Source organism: Streptomyces sp. NPDC045778 (assembly GCF_056431945.1).
In genome coordinates this window covers 238,609-252,985 of the sequence record NZ_JBWKJZ010000004.1, presented here as the reverse complement: position 1 = coordinate 252,985, position 14,377 = coordinate 238,609, and the positions used below count along the sequence as shown (strand labels likewise).

Genomic DNA, 14,377 nt, shown 5'->3' with positions numbered 1-14,377 from the left:
ATAGTAATCTGCGGCGCATGACGCACTCGGCCACGACGGGAGCCGCGCGCGGGTCGCTGCTGCTGCCCGTCCTCCTCACCGTGCAGTTCCTCGTCTCCCTCGATGTCTCCGTCGTCAACATCGCCCTGCCCGACGTGGGCAGGGACCTCGGCTTCGCACCCGAGTCGCTGACCTGGGTCGTCAACGCCTACGCGCTCGCGTTCGGCGGGCTGCTCATGCTCGGCGGGCGGCTCGCCGACCTGCTGGGGCGGCGGCGCACGCTCGTCGCCGGTTTCGCGGTCTTCGGGGCGGCGAGCCTCGTGGGCGGCCTCGCGCAGAGCCCGGGGCAGCTCGTCGCGGCACGGGCCGTGCAGGGCGCGGGCGCCGCCGCCCTCGCCCCTGTGGCGCTCGCGCTGATCACCGTGCACTACGCGGCGGGCCGGGCCCGGGCGCGGGCGCTCGGCCTGTGGGGCGCCTCGGGCGCGCTCGGCGGCGCCGTCGGGGTCATGGCGGGCGGGCTGCTCACCGACTGGGCGGGCTGGCGCTCGGTGATGCTCATCAACGTCCCCGTCGTCCTCGCCGCGCTTGCCGCCACCGGGCCCGGCGTCCCCGCCGACCGCCGCGCCGCCGACGGGCCGCGCCTGGACGTCGTCGGCGCCCTCTTGGTCACCGCGGGTACGTCCGCCCTCGTCCTCGGCCTCGTCCGCACCGAGAGCCACGGGTGGGGCTCGGCCGGCACGCTCGGCACGCTCGCCGCCGCCCTCGCGCTGCTCGCGGCCTTCTGCGCCGTGGAGATACGCGGCGAGCGGCGCGCCCGGCAGCCGCTGCTCCGCCTCGGCCTGCTCGCGCACCGGCCGGTGCTCGCCGCGAACGTCTTCTCGCTCCTGATGTCCGCGGGCCAGTTCGCCGCGTTCTACTTCACCTCGCTCTACCTCCAGGAGGTCATGGCGTACGCGCCCACGCGCGCGGGAGTGGCCTTCCTGCCGTTCTGCGTGGGTGTCGTGGCGGGCACGGTCGTCGCGACCCGCACCGTCGGCCGGGTCGGGGAGCGGGTGCTGCTCATGGCGGGCGGGCTGCTCGGCGCCGCCGGGTTCGCGTGGTTCGCGCTGGCCGTCGAGGCGGGCGGGACCTTCGCCGGTTCCATCCTGGGGCCGTCCCTCGTGGCCAGCGTCGGCATCGGCCTGTGCTTCGTCCCCCTCGGCGCGTCCGCGACGTCCGGGGTGGCGCCGGGGGAGACGGGCATGGCCTCGGGGCTGCTCAACAGCTCGCGGCAGCTCGGGGGTTCGATCGGCCTCGCGGTCCTGGTGGCCGTGGCGGCGAGCGCCACCGGGCCGGGCCGGGCGGGCCTCGCGGACGGCTTCTCCGCGGCGTTCGCGGTGGCCGCGGGGCTGCTGGCGGCGGCCGCTGTGGCGGCGGGTCTGCTGCACGAGGGCCGCAGGGCGGTGCCCCTCGCGGAGGCGCCCCAGGCCCGCCCCTTCTCCGGAACCGGGGCTCCGCCCCGGAATCCGTAGCACGGCGCTCCGTGCCTCGGCCGCAGGCCGACGGACCCGGGGCAGCGGCCGGGGTCAGCGGAGCGGGTGGCGGCCTGGGTCAGCGGAGCGGGTGGCCCACCAGCATCGTGGGAGCCCCCGCGACCCGCGTGAGGAAGACCGTCGCGGAGCCGGGCCCGCGGGGCTTCACCTTGCGGCGCAGCTCCTCCGGCTCCACGGCCGAGCCCCGCTTCTTGACCGTGAGCACCCCGACCTCCCGCTCCCGCAGCAGCGCCTTCAGCTTCTTCACGTTGAACGGCAGCTGATCCGTGATCTCGTACGCGGCGGCGTACGGCGTCGTACAGGCCACGTCGGAGGTGACGTAGGCGATCGTCTCGTCGACGAGCCCGCCCTCGACCCGCGCGGCGACCTCCGCCACCAGGTGGGCGCGGATGACGGCGCCGTCGGGCTCGTACAGATAGCGGCCGACGGGGCGTACGGCGGCGTCCGGGAGCATGGTCGCGCGCCCCGCGCACAAAGTGGCGCGTGAGGGCAGCAGGGTCGCCCGGTGCGAGCCGGGCGCGTCCGTGCCGAACCACAGCACGGCTTCCTTCACGTCGCCGCCGTCCGAGATCCACTCGGCCTCCGCCTCCTCGGGCACCGCCTCGTGCGGGATGCCGGGGGCGATCTTCAGGGCCGCGCGCGGGGCCTTGCGGGCGGCGGCCACCGCCCAGGACAGCGGGGGCGAGTACGCCTCCGGGTCGAAGATGCGGCCGCGCCCGCCCCTGCGCGCCGGGTCCACGAAGACCGCGTCGTAGCCGCCGGTGTCCACCCGCGTGACGTCCGCCTCGCGGACCTCGATGAGGTGGTCCAGGCCGAGGGCGACGGCGTTGGCCCGGGCGACCGCGCAGGTCAGCGGGTCGCGGTCGACGGCGAGGACCTCGATCCCGGCCCGCGCGAGCGCGAGCGCGTCGCCGCCGATGCCGCCGCACAGGTCGGCGATCCGCCGCACGCCGAGCGCCTTGAACCGCTCCGCCCGGTACGTCGCGACGGACGTGCGCGTGGACTGCTCGACGCCGTTCGGCGTGAAGAACATCCGCGCCGCGTCCCCCGCGCCGAACTTCGCCACCGCCCGCTGCCGCAGGCGCGCCTGGGCGAGCGCCGCCGAGACCAGGTCGGCGGGGTGGTCGCGGCGCAGCCGGGTCGCGACCGCGAGTTCCTCGGCCGGTTCGACGTCCCGTACGGCGTCGAGGAGGGCTGTGCCCTCGTCGGTGAGGAGCGCGGCGAAGGCCGTCGTGGAGGGCTGCGGATCGTGCGGAGCGTTCACCGGCCCATTGTGGGCCAGTCGGTGGAAGGTGCGCGTCCGGCGGCGGTGTCGAGCCCTCGGCAGGGCCGTGAACTGCGAGGATCCGGCGCCATGCGACTAGTACGACAAAATGGAAAGTCAGCCGTAAAGGTGAGGAAAAGGGCGGTGCTCGCCCTTGCCGCGCTCGGCGCGGGCGCGGTCGCCTCGGGCTGCGCCTCGGACGCGGGCCCGGGGCGCGAGCACGGCGCGCCCGCCGCCCACGGCCAGCAGCCCCGGCTCGCCCCGCCCGCCCAGGCCCTGCGCGAGTACGCCCGGCGGCTGCGCGCGAGCCAGGCCGCGCGGGCCGCCGCCGCGAAGCGCTGGGGCCTGGCGAAGGTGCCCCTGACGGCGCCCGCCCCGCCTGCCGTGAAGCCGCGCCTCACCACGCGCGCGGGCTTCGAGGTGCGGGGGCAGGCGGAGCTGCCGCCGGTGTTCACCACGGTCCCGACCAAGCACAAGGTCGTCTTCCTGACCGTCGACGACGGCGCCGAGAAGGACCCCGCCTTCCTGCGGATGATGAGCGAGCTGCGGATCCCGTACACCGCGTTCCTCAGCGACTACCTGGTCAAGGAGGACTACGGCTACTTCAAGCGGATGCGGGACCACGGCGTCGCGCTGAACAACCACACCCTCAACCACCGCTATCTGCCCGGCCTTTCGTACGCGGCCCAGCGGCGGGAGATCTGCGGCATGCAGGATCTCATCGAGCGGCGCTACGGCAAGCGCCCCGAGCTGTTCCGGCCGCCGTACGGCAACTACAACCGCGACACCCTGCGCGCCGCCAAGTCCTGCGGCGTCAAGGCGGTGCCGCTGTGGGCGTCCGAGGGCTTCGCCGACCACATGGAGTGGCGCGAATGGGACAAGGACCTGCACCCCGGCGACATCATCCTCACCCACTTCCGGGGCCGCGAGGACTGGAAGGGCACGATGCCCGACATGGTCCGCACGGTTCTGCGGACGGTCACCGGCAGGGGGTACGCGGTAGCCCGCCTGGAGGACTACCTGTGAGGCGCGCCACGGCCACGGCGACCCTCCTGCTCCTCCTGCCGCTGACGGGCTGCGCCCAGTCGGTGGACCCGATCGAAAGGCTGGGCCGAAAAGCGGCCGAAAAGTTCCCGCGGAAGGAAAGCTCCCGCTGTGCCCGGCAGCCGCTGACCGGGCCCCGGGCGGAGAAGCCGCTGCCCGGGCGCGGCCCCAGCACCCCGGCGGCCCGCGCGGAACCCGCCCAGGACGCGGAACGTTGCCCGGAGGGGCCCCGGCCCACAGCCTCGTCCACAGCCCCGCGCTAGCCCCCCCGCAGAGGGAAACCTGCCAAGCCGGCGGCGGGCAATTGGCACTCCGCTTGACCGAGTGCTAATCGCCGTCCTAGTCTCGGGCCTGGCACTCCCACCTGGAGAGTGCCAGAAGCGACGGGCAGGTCCGGCACCCGCGACGACGGATCGACCTGGTCGCCACCTCTAGATCAGTTAACCCCGCGAGATCTCCGAAGGGGGAGGTCGGATCGTGACGACCGCCAGCTCCAAGGTTGCCATCAAGCCGCTCGAGGACCGCATCGTGGTCCAGCCGCTCGACGCCGAGCAGACCACGGCCTCTGGCCTGGTTATCCCGGACACCGCGAAGGAGAAGCCCCAGGAGGGCGCCGTCCTCGCCGTGGGCCCGGGCCGCTTCGAGAACGGCGAGCGCCTTCCGCTCGACGTGAAGGTCGGCGACGTCGTGCTCTACAGCAAGTACGGCGGCACCGAGGTGAAGTACAACGGCGACGAGTACCTGGTGCTCTCCGCCCGCGACGTGCTCGCGATCATCGAGAAGTGATCGCACGCCCGGCCTGCGCCACGCAGTGACCGGGCGGCACCACCTGCTTCAACCGGCAGATTTGCTTCGCGCCGCGCCCCTGGTCCCCGCTGATGCCGGGCGGCGAGGGGCGCGGTTCGTTCACACGAGTTTCCGAGAGGGCTGAAACGCTCCCATGGCGAAGATCCTGAAGTTCGACGAGGACGCCCGTCGCGCCCTCGAGCGCGGCGTCAACAAGCTTGCCGACACCGTCAAGGTCACGATCGGCCCCAAGGGCCGCAACGTCGTGATCGACAAGAAGTTCGGCGCCCCCACCATCACCAACGACGGTGTCACCATCGCCCGCGAGGTCGAGGTCGAGGACCCGTACGAGAACCTCGGCGCCCAGCTGGTGAAGGAGGTGGCGACCAAGACCAACGACATCGCTGGTGACGGCACCACCACCGCCACCGTGCTCGCCCAGGCCCTGGTCAAGGAAGGCCTGCGCAACGTCGCCGCCGGTGCCTCCCCGGCCGCCCTGAAGAAGGGCATCGACGCCGCCGTCAAGGCCGTCTCCGACGAGCTGCTCGCCACCGCGCGGCCGATCGACGACAAGTCCGACATCGCCGCCGTGGCCGGGCTCTCCGCCCAGGACCAGCAGGTCGGCGAGCTGATCGCCGAGGCGATGGACAAGGTCGGCAAGGACGGTGTCATCACCGTCGAGGAGTCCAACACCTTCGGCCTCGAGCTGGACTTCACCGAGGGCATGGCCTTCGACAAGGGCTACCTGTCGCCGTACTTCGTGACGGACCAGGAGCGCATGGAGGCCGTCCTGGAGGACCCGTACATCCTCATCCACCAGGGCAAGATCTCCTCCATCCAGGACCTGCTCCCGCTCCTGGAGAAGGTCATCCAGGCCGGCTCCTCCAAGCCGCTCCTGATCATCGCCGAGGACGTCGAGGGCGAGGCCCTCTCCACCCTCGTCGTGAACAAGATCCGCGGCACCTTCAACGCCGTCGCGGTGAAGGCCCCCGGCTTCGGCGACCGCCGCAAGGCGATGCTCGGCGACATGGCCACCCTCACCGGCGGCACCGTCGTCGCCGAGGAGGTCGGCCTCAAGCTCGACCAGGTCGGCCTGGACGTGCTCGGCTCCGCCCGCCGCGTGACGATCACCAAGGACGACACCACCATCGTCGACGGCGGCGGCAACGCCGGTGACGTCGAGGGCCGCGTCGCCCAGATCAAGGCCGAGATCGAGACCACCGACTCCGACTGGGACCGCGAGAAGCTCCAGGAGCGCCTCGCGAAGCTGGCCGGCGGCGTGTGCGTGATCAAGGTCGGCGCCGCCACCGAGGTGGAGCTGAAGGAGAAGAAGCACCGTCTGGAGGACGCCATCTCCGCGACCCGCGCCGCGGTCGAGGAGGGCATCGTCTCCGGTGGTGGCTCCGCGCTCGTCCACGCCGCCAAGGTCCTCGAGGGCAACCTCGACCTGACCGGTGACGAGGCCACCGGTGTCGCGGTCGTCCGCAGCGCCGCCGTGGAGCCGCTGCGCTGGATCGCCGAGAACGCCGGCCTCGAGGGCTACGTCATCACCACCAAGGTGGCGGAGCTGGAGAAGGGCCAGGGCTTCAACGCCGCGACCGGCGAGTACGTCGACCTGGTCAAGGCCGGCGTCATCGACCCCGTGAAGGTCACGCGCTCCGCCCTGGAGAACGCGGCCTCCATCGCCTCCCTGCTGCTCACGACCGAGACCCTGGTCGTCGAGAAGCCGGCCGAGGAAGAGGCCGAGGCCGGTCACGGCCACGGGCACGCCCACTGAGCGTGAGCTGAGTCGATCGGCCGGCCACGGCTGACCGGAGGCCCGGCACCCCGTCGCGGGGTGCCGGGCCTCCGGCGTTCCCGGCTTCGCGTCTGCCGGGTTGCTTCCTGTCGCCGGGCGCGGGCCGTGGTCCGTCCTCGCGCGGTTCCCCGCGCGCCTTCGGGGCGCCTTCTATCGCGGCCCGTACTTCCGTCCGGTTCGTGACGTCACCCCGCCGAGCAGGGCGCGCGGCGTCACCTTCACCACGCCCATCATGGCCTTGTAGCGCGGGTCGGGCACGGAGAGGGCCTTGCCGCGGGCCAGGTCGGTCAGGGCGGTGGCGACAAGCTTGTCCGCGTCGAGCCACATCCACTTGGGGATGTTGTCCGTGCCCATGCCCGCCCGCTCGTGGAACTCGGTGCGGACGAAGCCGGGGCACAGGGCCATGAGCCGCACCCCGGACCCGGCGAGGTCACGGGCCACGCCCTGGGTGAACTGCACGATCCACGCCTTCGACGCCCCGTACGTGCCGCGCGGCACGAAGGCTGCCACCGACGCCACGTTCACGACGCCCCCGCGCCCGCGCTCCCGCATCGACTCCACCGCCGCCGTCGTCAGCCGGAGCACCGCCTCGCAGTGCACCTTCAGCATCGTCAGCTCGTCGGCGATCGGGACCTCCAGATAGCGGCCCTTGTTGGCGAAGCCCGCGTTGTTGACGAGGAGGTCGACCGGGTCACGGCGGTTCGCGAGCCGCTGCTCCACGGCCGCGATCCCGTCGTCCGTGGCGAGGTCCGCCGACAGGACCTCCACCTCGATCCCGTGCCGGTCGTGCAACTCGGTCGCCTGCTCCCGCAGCCGCTTCGTGTCGCGCGCCACCAGGACGAGGTTGTGGCCGTCGGTGGCCAGGCGGCGCGCGAAGGCGGCGCCGATCCCTGAGGTCGCACCCGTGATGAGAGCCGTAGTCATGCACCAAGGCTAGTGAGGCCGCGGCCGCTCCCGCGCCACGCGCCCCGTGCGCACCGCCCGCGCCCGCGCCCCGGCGCGTGTCAACCGCCGTGCTTCTCCACGTACTTGAGGGCCTGCTCCGTCGACTCGGGGTGCAGCGCGTCCCCCGCCGCGAGCAGCCGCGGCAGCAGCGCGCGCTCCGTGGTCACCGCCCTGAACTGTAGGGCGACGGTGATGTCGTGGTCCGGCCGGTGCGCTGTCTCGACCGCGTCACCCACCTGGATCTCGCCCGGTTCGAGCACCCGCAGGTACGCGCCGGGCCGCAGCGCCTGGGTGAACCGCCGCACCCAGGACTGCTCGCCCATGTGCCCCTGGAACGTACGGCAGGGGATACGGGCAGAGGTGACCTCCAGCAGCAGGTCCCTGCCGACACGCCAACGCTCGCCGATCAGCGCGCCGTTCACGTCGACGCCGGTCGTGGTGAGGTTCTCGCCGAACATGCCGTTGCGCAGCTCGCGGCCGAGCTGCCGCCCCCACTCGTCGAGGTCCTCGCGCGCGAAGGCGTACACCGCCTGGTCGTTCCCGCCGTGGTGGCGCAGCTCGCCGATCGAGTCCCCCGCGAGGCCGCTGCCGCCGATCCCCTTGGGACCGGGGGCCGTCACCCGAACGGGTCCGTCCACGGGTTGTTTGTCGATCCCGGTGAGATTGCCCGCTGAGCTGGTGTACGGAACGGACTTGGGGCGGCCCACATTCACGGAGAGAAGCTTCATGCGGTCAGGCTAAGGGGAACATGCTCAAAGCAGCTACGTAATATTGTGCATAACTCCCAAGGGTCGCTTATGCTCGAAACATGATCGAGGCCCGTCACCTCCGTGTCCTGCGCGCCGTGGCCGCCACCGGCTCCTTCTCGGCCGCGGCCCGCGAGCTGGGCTGCACCCAGCCCGCCGTCAGCCAGCAGATGAAGGCCCTGGAGACATCCACCGGAACCCCGCTGCTCATCCGCACGGGCCGCGAGATGCGCCTCACGCAGGCGGGCGAGGCCCTGGTCAGACACGCCGCGGGCATCCTCGCGGGGCTCACCGCCGCCGAGGAGGAAGTGGCCGCGATCGCGGGCCTGCGCGCGGGCCGGGTCCGGCTCGTCTCCTTCCCCAGCGGCTCCTCCACGCTCGTCCCCGGTGCCCTCGCCGCCCTGCGCGCCGCGCACCCCGGCACCCGCGTCTCCCTGGAGGAGGCCGAGCCGCCGCGCTCGGTGGAGATGCTCCGCGAGGGCGACTGCGACGTGGCCCTCGCCTTCCGGTACGAGGGGGCGAGCGCCGCCGAGGAGTGGGACGACCTCGTCGTGCGGCCCCTGCTCGCCGACCGGCTCGTCGGCCTCGTGCCGGAGGGGCACCGCCTGGCGAAGGCGGACTCCGTCACCATCGGTGAGCTGGCCGACGAGTCGTGGATCGCGGGCTGCCCGCGCTGCCGCCGCCAGCTCGTCGAGGTCTGCCGCGGCGCGGGCTTCGAGCCCCGCATCGACTTCGCGACCGACGACTACCCGGCGGTGATCGGCCTGGTCGGCGCGGGCCTCGGCGTGGCGGTCCTGCCCGAGCTGGCCCTGGAGTCGGTACGCCCCAAGGGGGCCCGCGCGGTGGCGGTGGAGCCCGTCGTGCGCCGGGAGATCGTCGCGCTCACGCTGCCGGACCTGGCCCAGGTGCCGGCGGTCGCGGCAACCCTCGACCGGCTGGCACGCGCGGCCGAGCGCTGAGCGCACAGCCAGGCGCTGGGCGAGCCGCCGAGCGCTGAGCGCACAGTCAGGCGCTGAGCGAGCCGCCGAGCGCTGAGCGCGCTTCCGGGCGCCCCGGCGACCCAGGGGAAACGTTCCTTCTCGGCTCAGGGGGCGGCGGCGCCCCCGCCCCCGGCCGACGCCGCCACCAGCCGGTTGCGCGCGCGGCCCATCAGCTCTTCCCGCTCGTCCTCGGTGAGGCCGCCCCACACCCCGTACGGCTCCCGTACGGCGAGCGCGTGCGCGGCGCACTCCGCGCGCACCGGGCAGCGCATGCAGACCTCTTTGGCCGAGTTCTCACGTGCGCTCCGTGCCGCGCCGCGCTCGCCCTCCGGGTGGAAGAAGAGCGAGCTGTCCACCCCGCGGCAGGCCGCGAGGAGCTGCCAGTCCCACAGATCTGCGTTCGGTCCGGGAAGGCGGGAGAAATCTGCCATTGCGTGTCTCCTGGTAGCCGTCGTGACGCGGATACGGTGCCCATGACCGTACATCTACTGTCTAAGGAGATGAAAATATGACTCATTGCGAATCTAGCCACAGACACCGGCAAAAGGGAAGAAAAGCCGCTAAATGGGGCATAGTCCTCAAGCGGGAGCGCGCCGTTCCATGCCGCCTGTGCCGTGTCCGCGCCCTCACGTAGAGTGCCGAAGGCGGCAGTCCGACCCGTAACTCTTTCGAGTGACCATCGTTGAGAGTGCGGAGGCGGTTGAAACAACAAGCGCTCGGGCAGGTGTCCGAGAGCGTCAACCGCACAGGTGACGACTTGTACCAGCCTGGAGGCTCAAGGTGACGCGCATCAGCTGCGGAGGACGGCCATGACATCCGTCCTCGTCTGCGACGACTCCCCGCTCGCCCGAGAGGCGCTGCGCCGCGCGGTCGCGACCGTGCCCGGCGTCGAGCGCGTGACGACAGCGGCCAACGGCGAGGAAGTCCTCCGCCGCTGGGGCGCCGACCGCTCGGACCTGATCCTGATGGACGTACGCATGCCCGGTCTGGGCGGCGTCGAGACCGTGCGGCGGCTGCTCTCCGCCGACCCCGGGGCGCGCATCATCATGCTCACCGTCGCCGAGGACCTGGACGGGGTCGCGCTCGCGGTCGCCGCGGGCGCCCGCGGCTATCTGCACAAGGACGCCTCGCGCGCCGAGCTGCGCGCGACCGTCACCCAGGCCCTCGCCGACCCGACCTGGCGGCTCGCGCCGCGGCGGCTGAGGTCGGCCGAGATGGGGGCCGCGCCCACGCTCACGGCGCGGGAGATCCAGGTCCTGGAAGGCATGAGCCACGGCCGGTCCAACGCGGAGATCGGGCGCGAGCTGTTCCTCTCCGAGGACACGGTGAAGACGCACGCCAGGCGCCTGTTCAAGAAGCTCGGCGCGTCGGACCGCGCGCACGCGGTGGCGCTCGGCTTCCGCTGGGGCCTGGTCCGCTAGACGGGTAGTCGCGGGGGGCATGGAGTTCCCCGTCCGCCGTGCGGCGGACGGGGCCATGGACGCCCGCAACGGCCCGCCGCGGGAGCGGCTTGTGGCGCTTCGCCGCCGATGCCGCATCCTTGAAGGTGTGGAGTTCCTTGGGGACGAGTCGGCCGAGCGCAAGGGGAGGGTGCGGGAGATGAGTTTCGGCGCACCTGCTCATAACGCTTCGGTGCACAACTATGGACGCGGTGCCACAGATCAGTCAGCGGCGAGGCACCATGGACCGATGCGCGAGGACAAGACGACGGTGATCGGTGCCCTCGTCCTCCGCGCCGTCGAGGGCGACGAGCAGGCCACGCACGACCTCCTGGCCCATGTGCACCCCCTCGCCCTGCGCTACTGCCGCACCCGCCTCTCCCGACTCCCGGGTGACGCCCGCCACTTCGTGGAGGACCTCGCGCAGGAGGTCTGCGTCGCGGTCCTGCTGGCCCTGCCGCGCTATCGCGACACCGGGCGGCCCTTCGAGGCCTTCGTCTTCGCCATCGCCGCGCACAAGGTCGCGGACCTCCAGCGGGCGGCCATGCGCCACCCCGGGTCGACGGCCGTGCCCTCGGACGAGATGCCCGAGCGGCCCGACGACTCCCTCGGCCCCGAGGAGCGGGCGCTGCTCAGCAGTGACGCGGAATGGGCCAAGAAGCTCCTGGCGAACCTCCCGGAGAACCAGCGCGAGCTGCTGCTGCTCCGCGTCGCCGTCGGCCTCACCGCCGAGGAGACCGGGCAGATGCTCGGCATGTCCCCGGGAGCGGTCCGGGTGGCGCAGCACCGGGCACTGAGCCGACTGCGAGCCCTGGCCGAGCAGTAGCCGAGCGGCCGGCGAAGCCGGATTTTTCTCCGCCACGACCGCGAGACGCAGGGCGCACGCCTTCGACGCCGCAGGAGAACCCCAGCTCGGGCGGGGTGCGAGCCCACTCTGTGCGAATCTACGAAGCCGTAGGGCCCCCGGAACCGTGGAATGAGAGAGCCCCGCTTCCCGTTAGCATGGACATCCGCACCGATCAAGGCCATTTGGGGAAGGTGTCATGACTGCAAACGGCGGTTCTTCGACTGGGGTGCCCGAGAAATTCGCGACACTCGGGCTGACCTACGACGACGTACTGCTGCTGCCGGGCGCGTCGGACATGGCGCCCGGTGACATCGACACCGCCTCGCACGTCTCGAAGAACGTCCGGGTGAACGTGCCGCTGCTCTCGGCCGCGATGGACAAGGTCACCGAGTCCCGCATGGCCATCGCCATGGCCCGCCAGGGCGGCGTCGGCGTACTGCACCGGAACCTGTCGATCGCCGACCAGGCGAACCAGGTCGACCTGGTCAAGCGCTCCGAGTCCGGCATGGTGACGGACCCCATCACGGTGCACCCGGACGCCACGCTCGCCGAGGCCGACGCGATCTGCGCCAAGTTCCGCATCAGCGGCGTCCCGGTGACCGACGGCGCGGGCAAGCTGCTCGGCATCGTCACCAACCGCGACATGGCCTTCGAGGCGGACCGCTCGCGCCAGGTGCGCGAGGTCATGACGCCGATGCCGCTGGTCACCGGCAAGGTCGGCATCTCGGGCGTGGACGCCATGGAGCTGCTGCGACGCCACAAGATCGAGAAGCTGCCGCTGGTCGACGACAGCGGCGTCCTCAAGGGCCTCATCACGGTCAAGGACTTCGTGAAGGCCGAGAAGTACCCGAACGCCGCGAAGGACGCCGAGGGCCGCCTGATCGTCGGTGCCGCCGTCGGTGTCGCCGGTGACGCCTTCGAGCGCGCCCAGGCGCTGATCGAGGCGGGTGTCGACTTCATCGTCGTCGACACCGCGCACGGCCACTCCCGGCTCGTCGGCGACATGGTCGCCAAGATCAAGTCGAACTCCAGCGGCGTCGACGTCATCGGGGGCAACATCGCCACCCGTGACGGCGCGCAGGCCCTCATCGACGCCGGTGTCGACGGCATCAAGGTGGGCGTCGGCCCGGGCTCCATCTGCACGACCCGCGTCGTCGCCGGCATCGGCGTACCGCAGGTAACGGCCATCTACGAAGCGTCGCTCGCCGCCAAGGAAGCCGGTGTCCCGGTGATCGGCGACGGCGGCCTCCAGTACTCCGGAGACATCGCCAAGGCGCTCGTCGCCGGCGCGGACACCGTCATGCTCGGCTCGCTCCTCGCGGGCTGCGAGGAGTCCCCGGGCGAGCTGCTCTTCATCAACGGCAAGCAGTTCAAGTCGTACCGCGGCATGGGCTCCCTCGGCGCCATGCAGTCCCGTGGTGACCAGCGGTCCTTCTCCAAGGACCGGTACTTCCAGGAGGGTGTCGCCTCCGACGAGAAGCTGGTCCCCGAGGGCATCGAGGGCCAGGTGCCCTACCGTGGCCCGCTGTCCGCGGTCGTGCACCAGCTGGTGGGCGGTCTGCGCCAGTCGATGTTCTACGTGGGCGGCCGTACGGTCCCCGAGCTGCAGGAGCACGGCCGTTTCGTACGGATCACGTCGGCGGGCCTCAAGGAGAGCCACCCGCACGACATCCAGATGACCGTCGAGGCACCGAACTACAGCCGCAACAAGTAGCGGCCACACGCGCGTGGGGGCGGCCCGGAATCCCTGGGCCGCCCCCACGCGCGCGTGTCGGGGATACTGGAACGGCATATGGAGAGCCGTAGTGCCGTAGGAAAGCTGAAGGGCCACACACGTGACTGAGATCGAGATCGGGCGCGGCAAGCGCGGCCGCCGGGCGTACGCCTTCGACGACATCGCCGTCGTACCGAGTCGGCGCACCCGCGACCCGAAGGAGGTCTCGATCGCCTGGCAGATCGACGCCTACCGCTTCGAGCTGCCCTTCCTCGCGGCCCCCATGGACTCCGTGGTGTCGCCGTCGACCGCCATCCGCATCGGCGAGCTGGGCGGCCTCGGCGTGCTGAACCTCGAAGGCCTGTGGACGCGGTACGAGGACCCGCAGCCGCTGCTCGACGAGATCGGCGAGCTGCCCGCCGAGACCGCGACGCGCCGCCTCCAGGAGATCTACTCCGCTCCCATCAAGGAGGAGCTGATCGGGCAGCGCATCAAGGAGGTGCGCGACGCCGGCGTCGTCACCGCCGCCGCGCTCTCCCCGCAGCGCACCGCGCAGTTCTCCAAGGCCGTCGTGGACGCGGGCGTCGACATCTTCGTGATCCGCGGCACGACCGTCTCGGCCGAGCACGTCTCCGGCGCCGCCGAGCCGCTGAACCTGAAGCAGTTCATCTACGAGCTGGACGTCCCGGTCATCGTCGGCGGCTGCGCCACGTACACGGCCGCCCTGCACCTGATGCGCACCGGCGCGGCCGGTGTCCTCGTCGGCTTCGGCGGCGGCGCCGCCCACACCACGCGTAACGTGCTTGGCATCCAGGTCCCCATGGCCACCGCCGTGGCCGACGTCGCCGCCGCCCGCCGCGACTACATGGACGAGTCCGGCGGCCGCTACGTCCACGTCATCGCGGACGGCGGCGTGGGCTGGTCGGGCGACCTGCCCAAGGCCATCGCCTGTGGCGCGGACGCCGTGATGGTGGGCTCCCCCCTCGCGCGCGCCACGGACGCGCCGGGCAAGGGCCACCACTGGGGCATGGAGGCCGTCCACGAGGACGTGCCGCGCGGCAAGAAGGTCGACCTGGGCACGGTCGGCACCACCGAGGAGATCCTCACCGGCCCGTCGCACATCCCGGACGGCTCGATGAACTTCTTCGGCGCCCTGCGCCGCGCGATGGCCACGACCGGCTACAGCGAGCTGAAGGAGTTCCAGCGCGTCGAGGTGACGGTGGCGGACTCGCAGCACAAGCGGTGACGTCGCGCTGCGCTTGAGCAGCGAAAAAGGGGTCCGGGGCCGCGCATAGGCGGCCCC

Annotated in this window: 13 protein-coding genes; 9 read left to right on the top strand and 4 right to left on the bottom strand. The window is 72.1% G+C overall.

Features of this window, described 5'->3' with window-relative positions; translation table 11 throughout:
• The first annotated feature begins 17 nt into the window (after positions 1-17).
• Positions 18-1,490: an MFS transporter gene (locus tag AC07GB_RS07155; RefSeq protein ID WP_478842438.1), complete on the top strand. Its 1,473-nt coding sequence runs from the start codon at positions 18-20 to the stop codon at positions 1,488-1,490.
• A gap of 79 nt (positions 1,491-1,569) precedes the next feature.
• On the opposite strand, the gene AC07GB_RS07150 is transcribed toward AC07GB_RS07155, so the two are convergent.
• Positions 1,570-2,775, bottom strand: a complete 1,206-nt coding sequence (locus AC07GB_RS07150; RefSeq protein WP_478842437.1) for a THUMP-like domain-containing protein — start codon at positions 2,773-2,775, stop codon at positions 1,570-1,572.
• 90 nt (positions 2,776-2,865) lie between these two features.
• On the opposite strand from AC07GB_RS07150, the gene AC07GB_RS07145 reads away from it, so the two are divergent.
• From AC07GB_RS07145 to groL, 3 genes are all read left to right on the top strand, one after another.
• The gene (locus AC07GB_RS07145) at positions 2,866-3,801 is read left to right on the top strand and encodes a polysaccharide deacetylase family protein (protein ID WP_478842435.1); all 936 of its coding nucleotides are present in this window, start codon (positions 2,866-2,868) and stop codon (positions 3,799-3,801) included.
• 495 nt (positions 3,802-4,296) lie between these two features.
• Positions 4,297-4,605 (top strand): co-chaperone GroES, encoded by a 309-nt coding sequence (gene groES / locus AC07GB_RS07140; RefSeq protein ID WP_004955293.1) that lies wholly within the window; start codon positions 4,297-4,299, stop codon positions 4,603-4,605.
• Positions 4,606-4,759: 154 nt separating this feature from the next.
• Positions 4,760-6,382: a chaperonin GroEL gene (groL, locus tag AC07GB_RS07135; RefSeq protein ID WP_478842433.1), complete on the top strand. Its 1,623-nt coding sequence runs from the start codon at positions 4,760-4,762 to the stop codon at positions 6,380-6,382.
• Between the two features lie 171 nt (positions 6,383-6,553).
• On the opposite strand, the gene AC07GB_RS07130 is transcribed toward groL, so the two are convergent.
• Both AC07GB_RS07130 and AC07GB_RS07125 read right to left on the bottom strand, forming a co-directional pair.
• Positions 6,554-7,327: an SDR family NAD(P)-dependent oxidoreductase gene (locus tag AC07GB_RS07130; RefSeq protein WP_478842431.1), complete on the bottom strand. Its 774-nt coding sequence runs from the start codon at positions 7,325-7,327 to the stop codon at positions 6,554-6,556.
• Between the two features lie 80 nt (positions 7,328-7,407).
• Positions 7,408-8,076: an MOSC domain-containing protein gene (locus tag AC07GB_RS07125; RefSeq protein WP_478842429.1), complete on the bottom strand. Its 669-nt coding sequence runs from the start codon at positions 8,074-8,076 to the stop codon at positions 7,408-7,410.
• Positions 8,077-8,156: 80 nt separating this feature from the next.
• Between AC07GB_RS07125 and AC07GB_RS07120 the strand changes: the two genes are divergently transcribed.
• Positions 8,157-9,053: a LysR family transcriptional regulator gene (locus tag AC07GB_RS07120; protein ID WP_478842427.1), complete on the top strand. Its 897-nt coding sequence runs from the start codon at positions 8,157-8,159 to the stop codon at positions 9,051-9,053.
• A 125-nt stretch (positions 9,054-9,178) separates the two neighbouring features.
• On the opposite strand, the gene AC07GB_RS07115 is transcribed toward AC07GB_RS07120, so the two are convergent.
• The gene (locus AC07GB_RS07115) at positions 9,179-9,505 is read right to left on the bottom strand and encodes a WhiB family transcriptional regulator (RefSeq protein WP_150512611.1); all 327 of its coding nucleotides are present in this window, start codon (positions 9,503-9,505) and stop codon (positions 9,179-9,181) included.
• A 378-nt stretch (positions 9,506-9,883) separates the two neighbouring features.
• Here AC07GB_RS07115 and AC07GB_RS07110 point away from each other — a divergent pair, with 378 nt between their 5' ends.
• From AC07GB_RS07110 to AC07GB_RS07095, 4 genes are all read left to right on the top strand, one after another.
• Positions 9,884-10,495, top strand: a complete 612-nt coding sequence (locus AC07GB_RS07110; protein WP_003948568.1) for a response regulator transcription factor — start codon at positions 9,884-9,886, stop codon at positions 10,493-10,495.
• A 268-nt stretch (positions 10,496-10,763) separates the two neighbouring features.
• Positions 10,764-11,339 (top strand): sigma-70 family RNA polymerase sigma factor, encoded by a 576-nt coding sequence (locus AC07GB_RS07105; RefSeq protein ID WP_030681702.1) that lies wholly within the window; start codon positions 10,764-10,766, stop codon positions 11,337-11,339.
• Positions 11,340-11,556: 217 nt separating this feature from the next.
• Positions 11,557-13,074, top strand: a complete 1,518-nt coding sequence (gene guaB / locus AC07GB_RS07100) for an IMP dehydrogenase (protein WP_478842425.1) — start codon at positions 11,557-11,559, stop codon at positions 13,072-13,074.
• A 121-nt stretch (positions 13,075-13,195) separates the two neighbouring features.
• Positions 13,196-14,320, top strand: a complete 1,125-nt coding sequence (locus tag AC07GB_RS07095; RefSeq protein WP_478842423.1) for a GuaB3 family IMP dehydrogenase-related protein — start codon at positions 13,196-13,198, stop codon at positions 14,318-14,320.
• Positions 14,321-14,377: the final 57 nt, after the last annotated feature.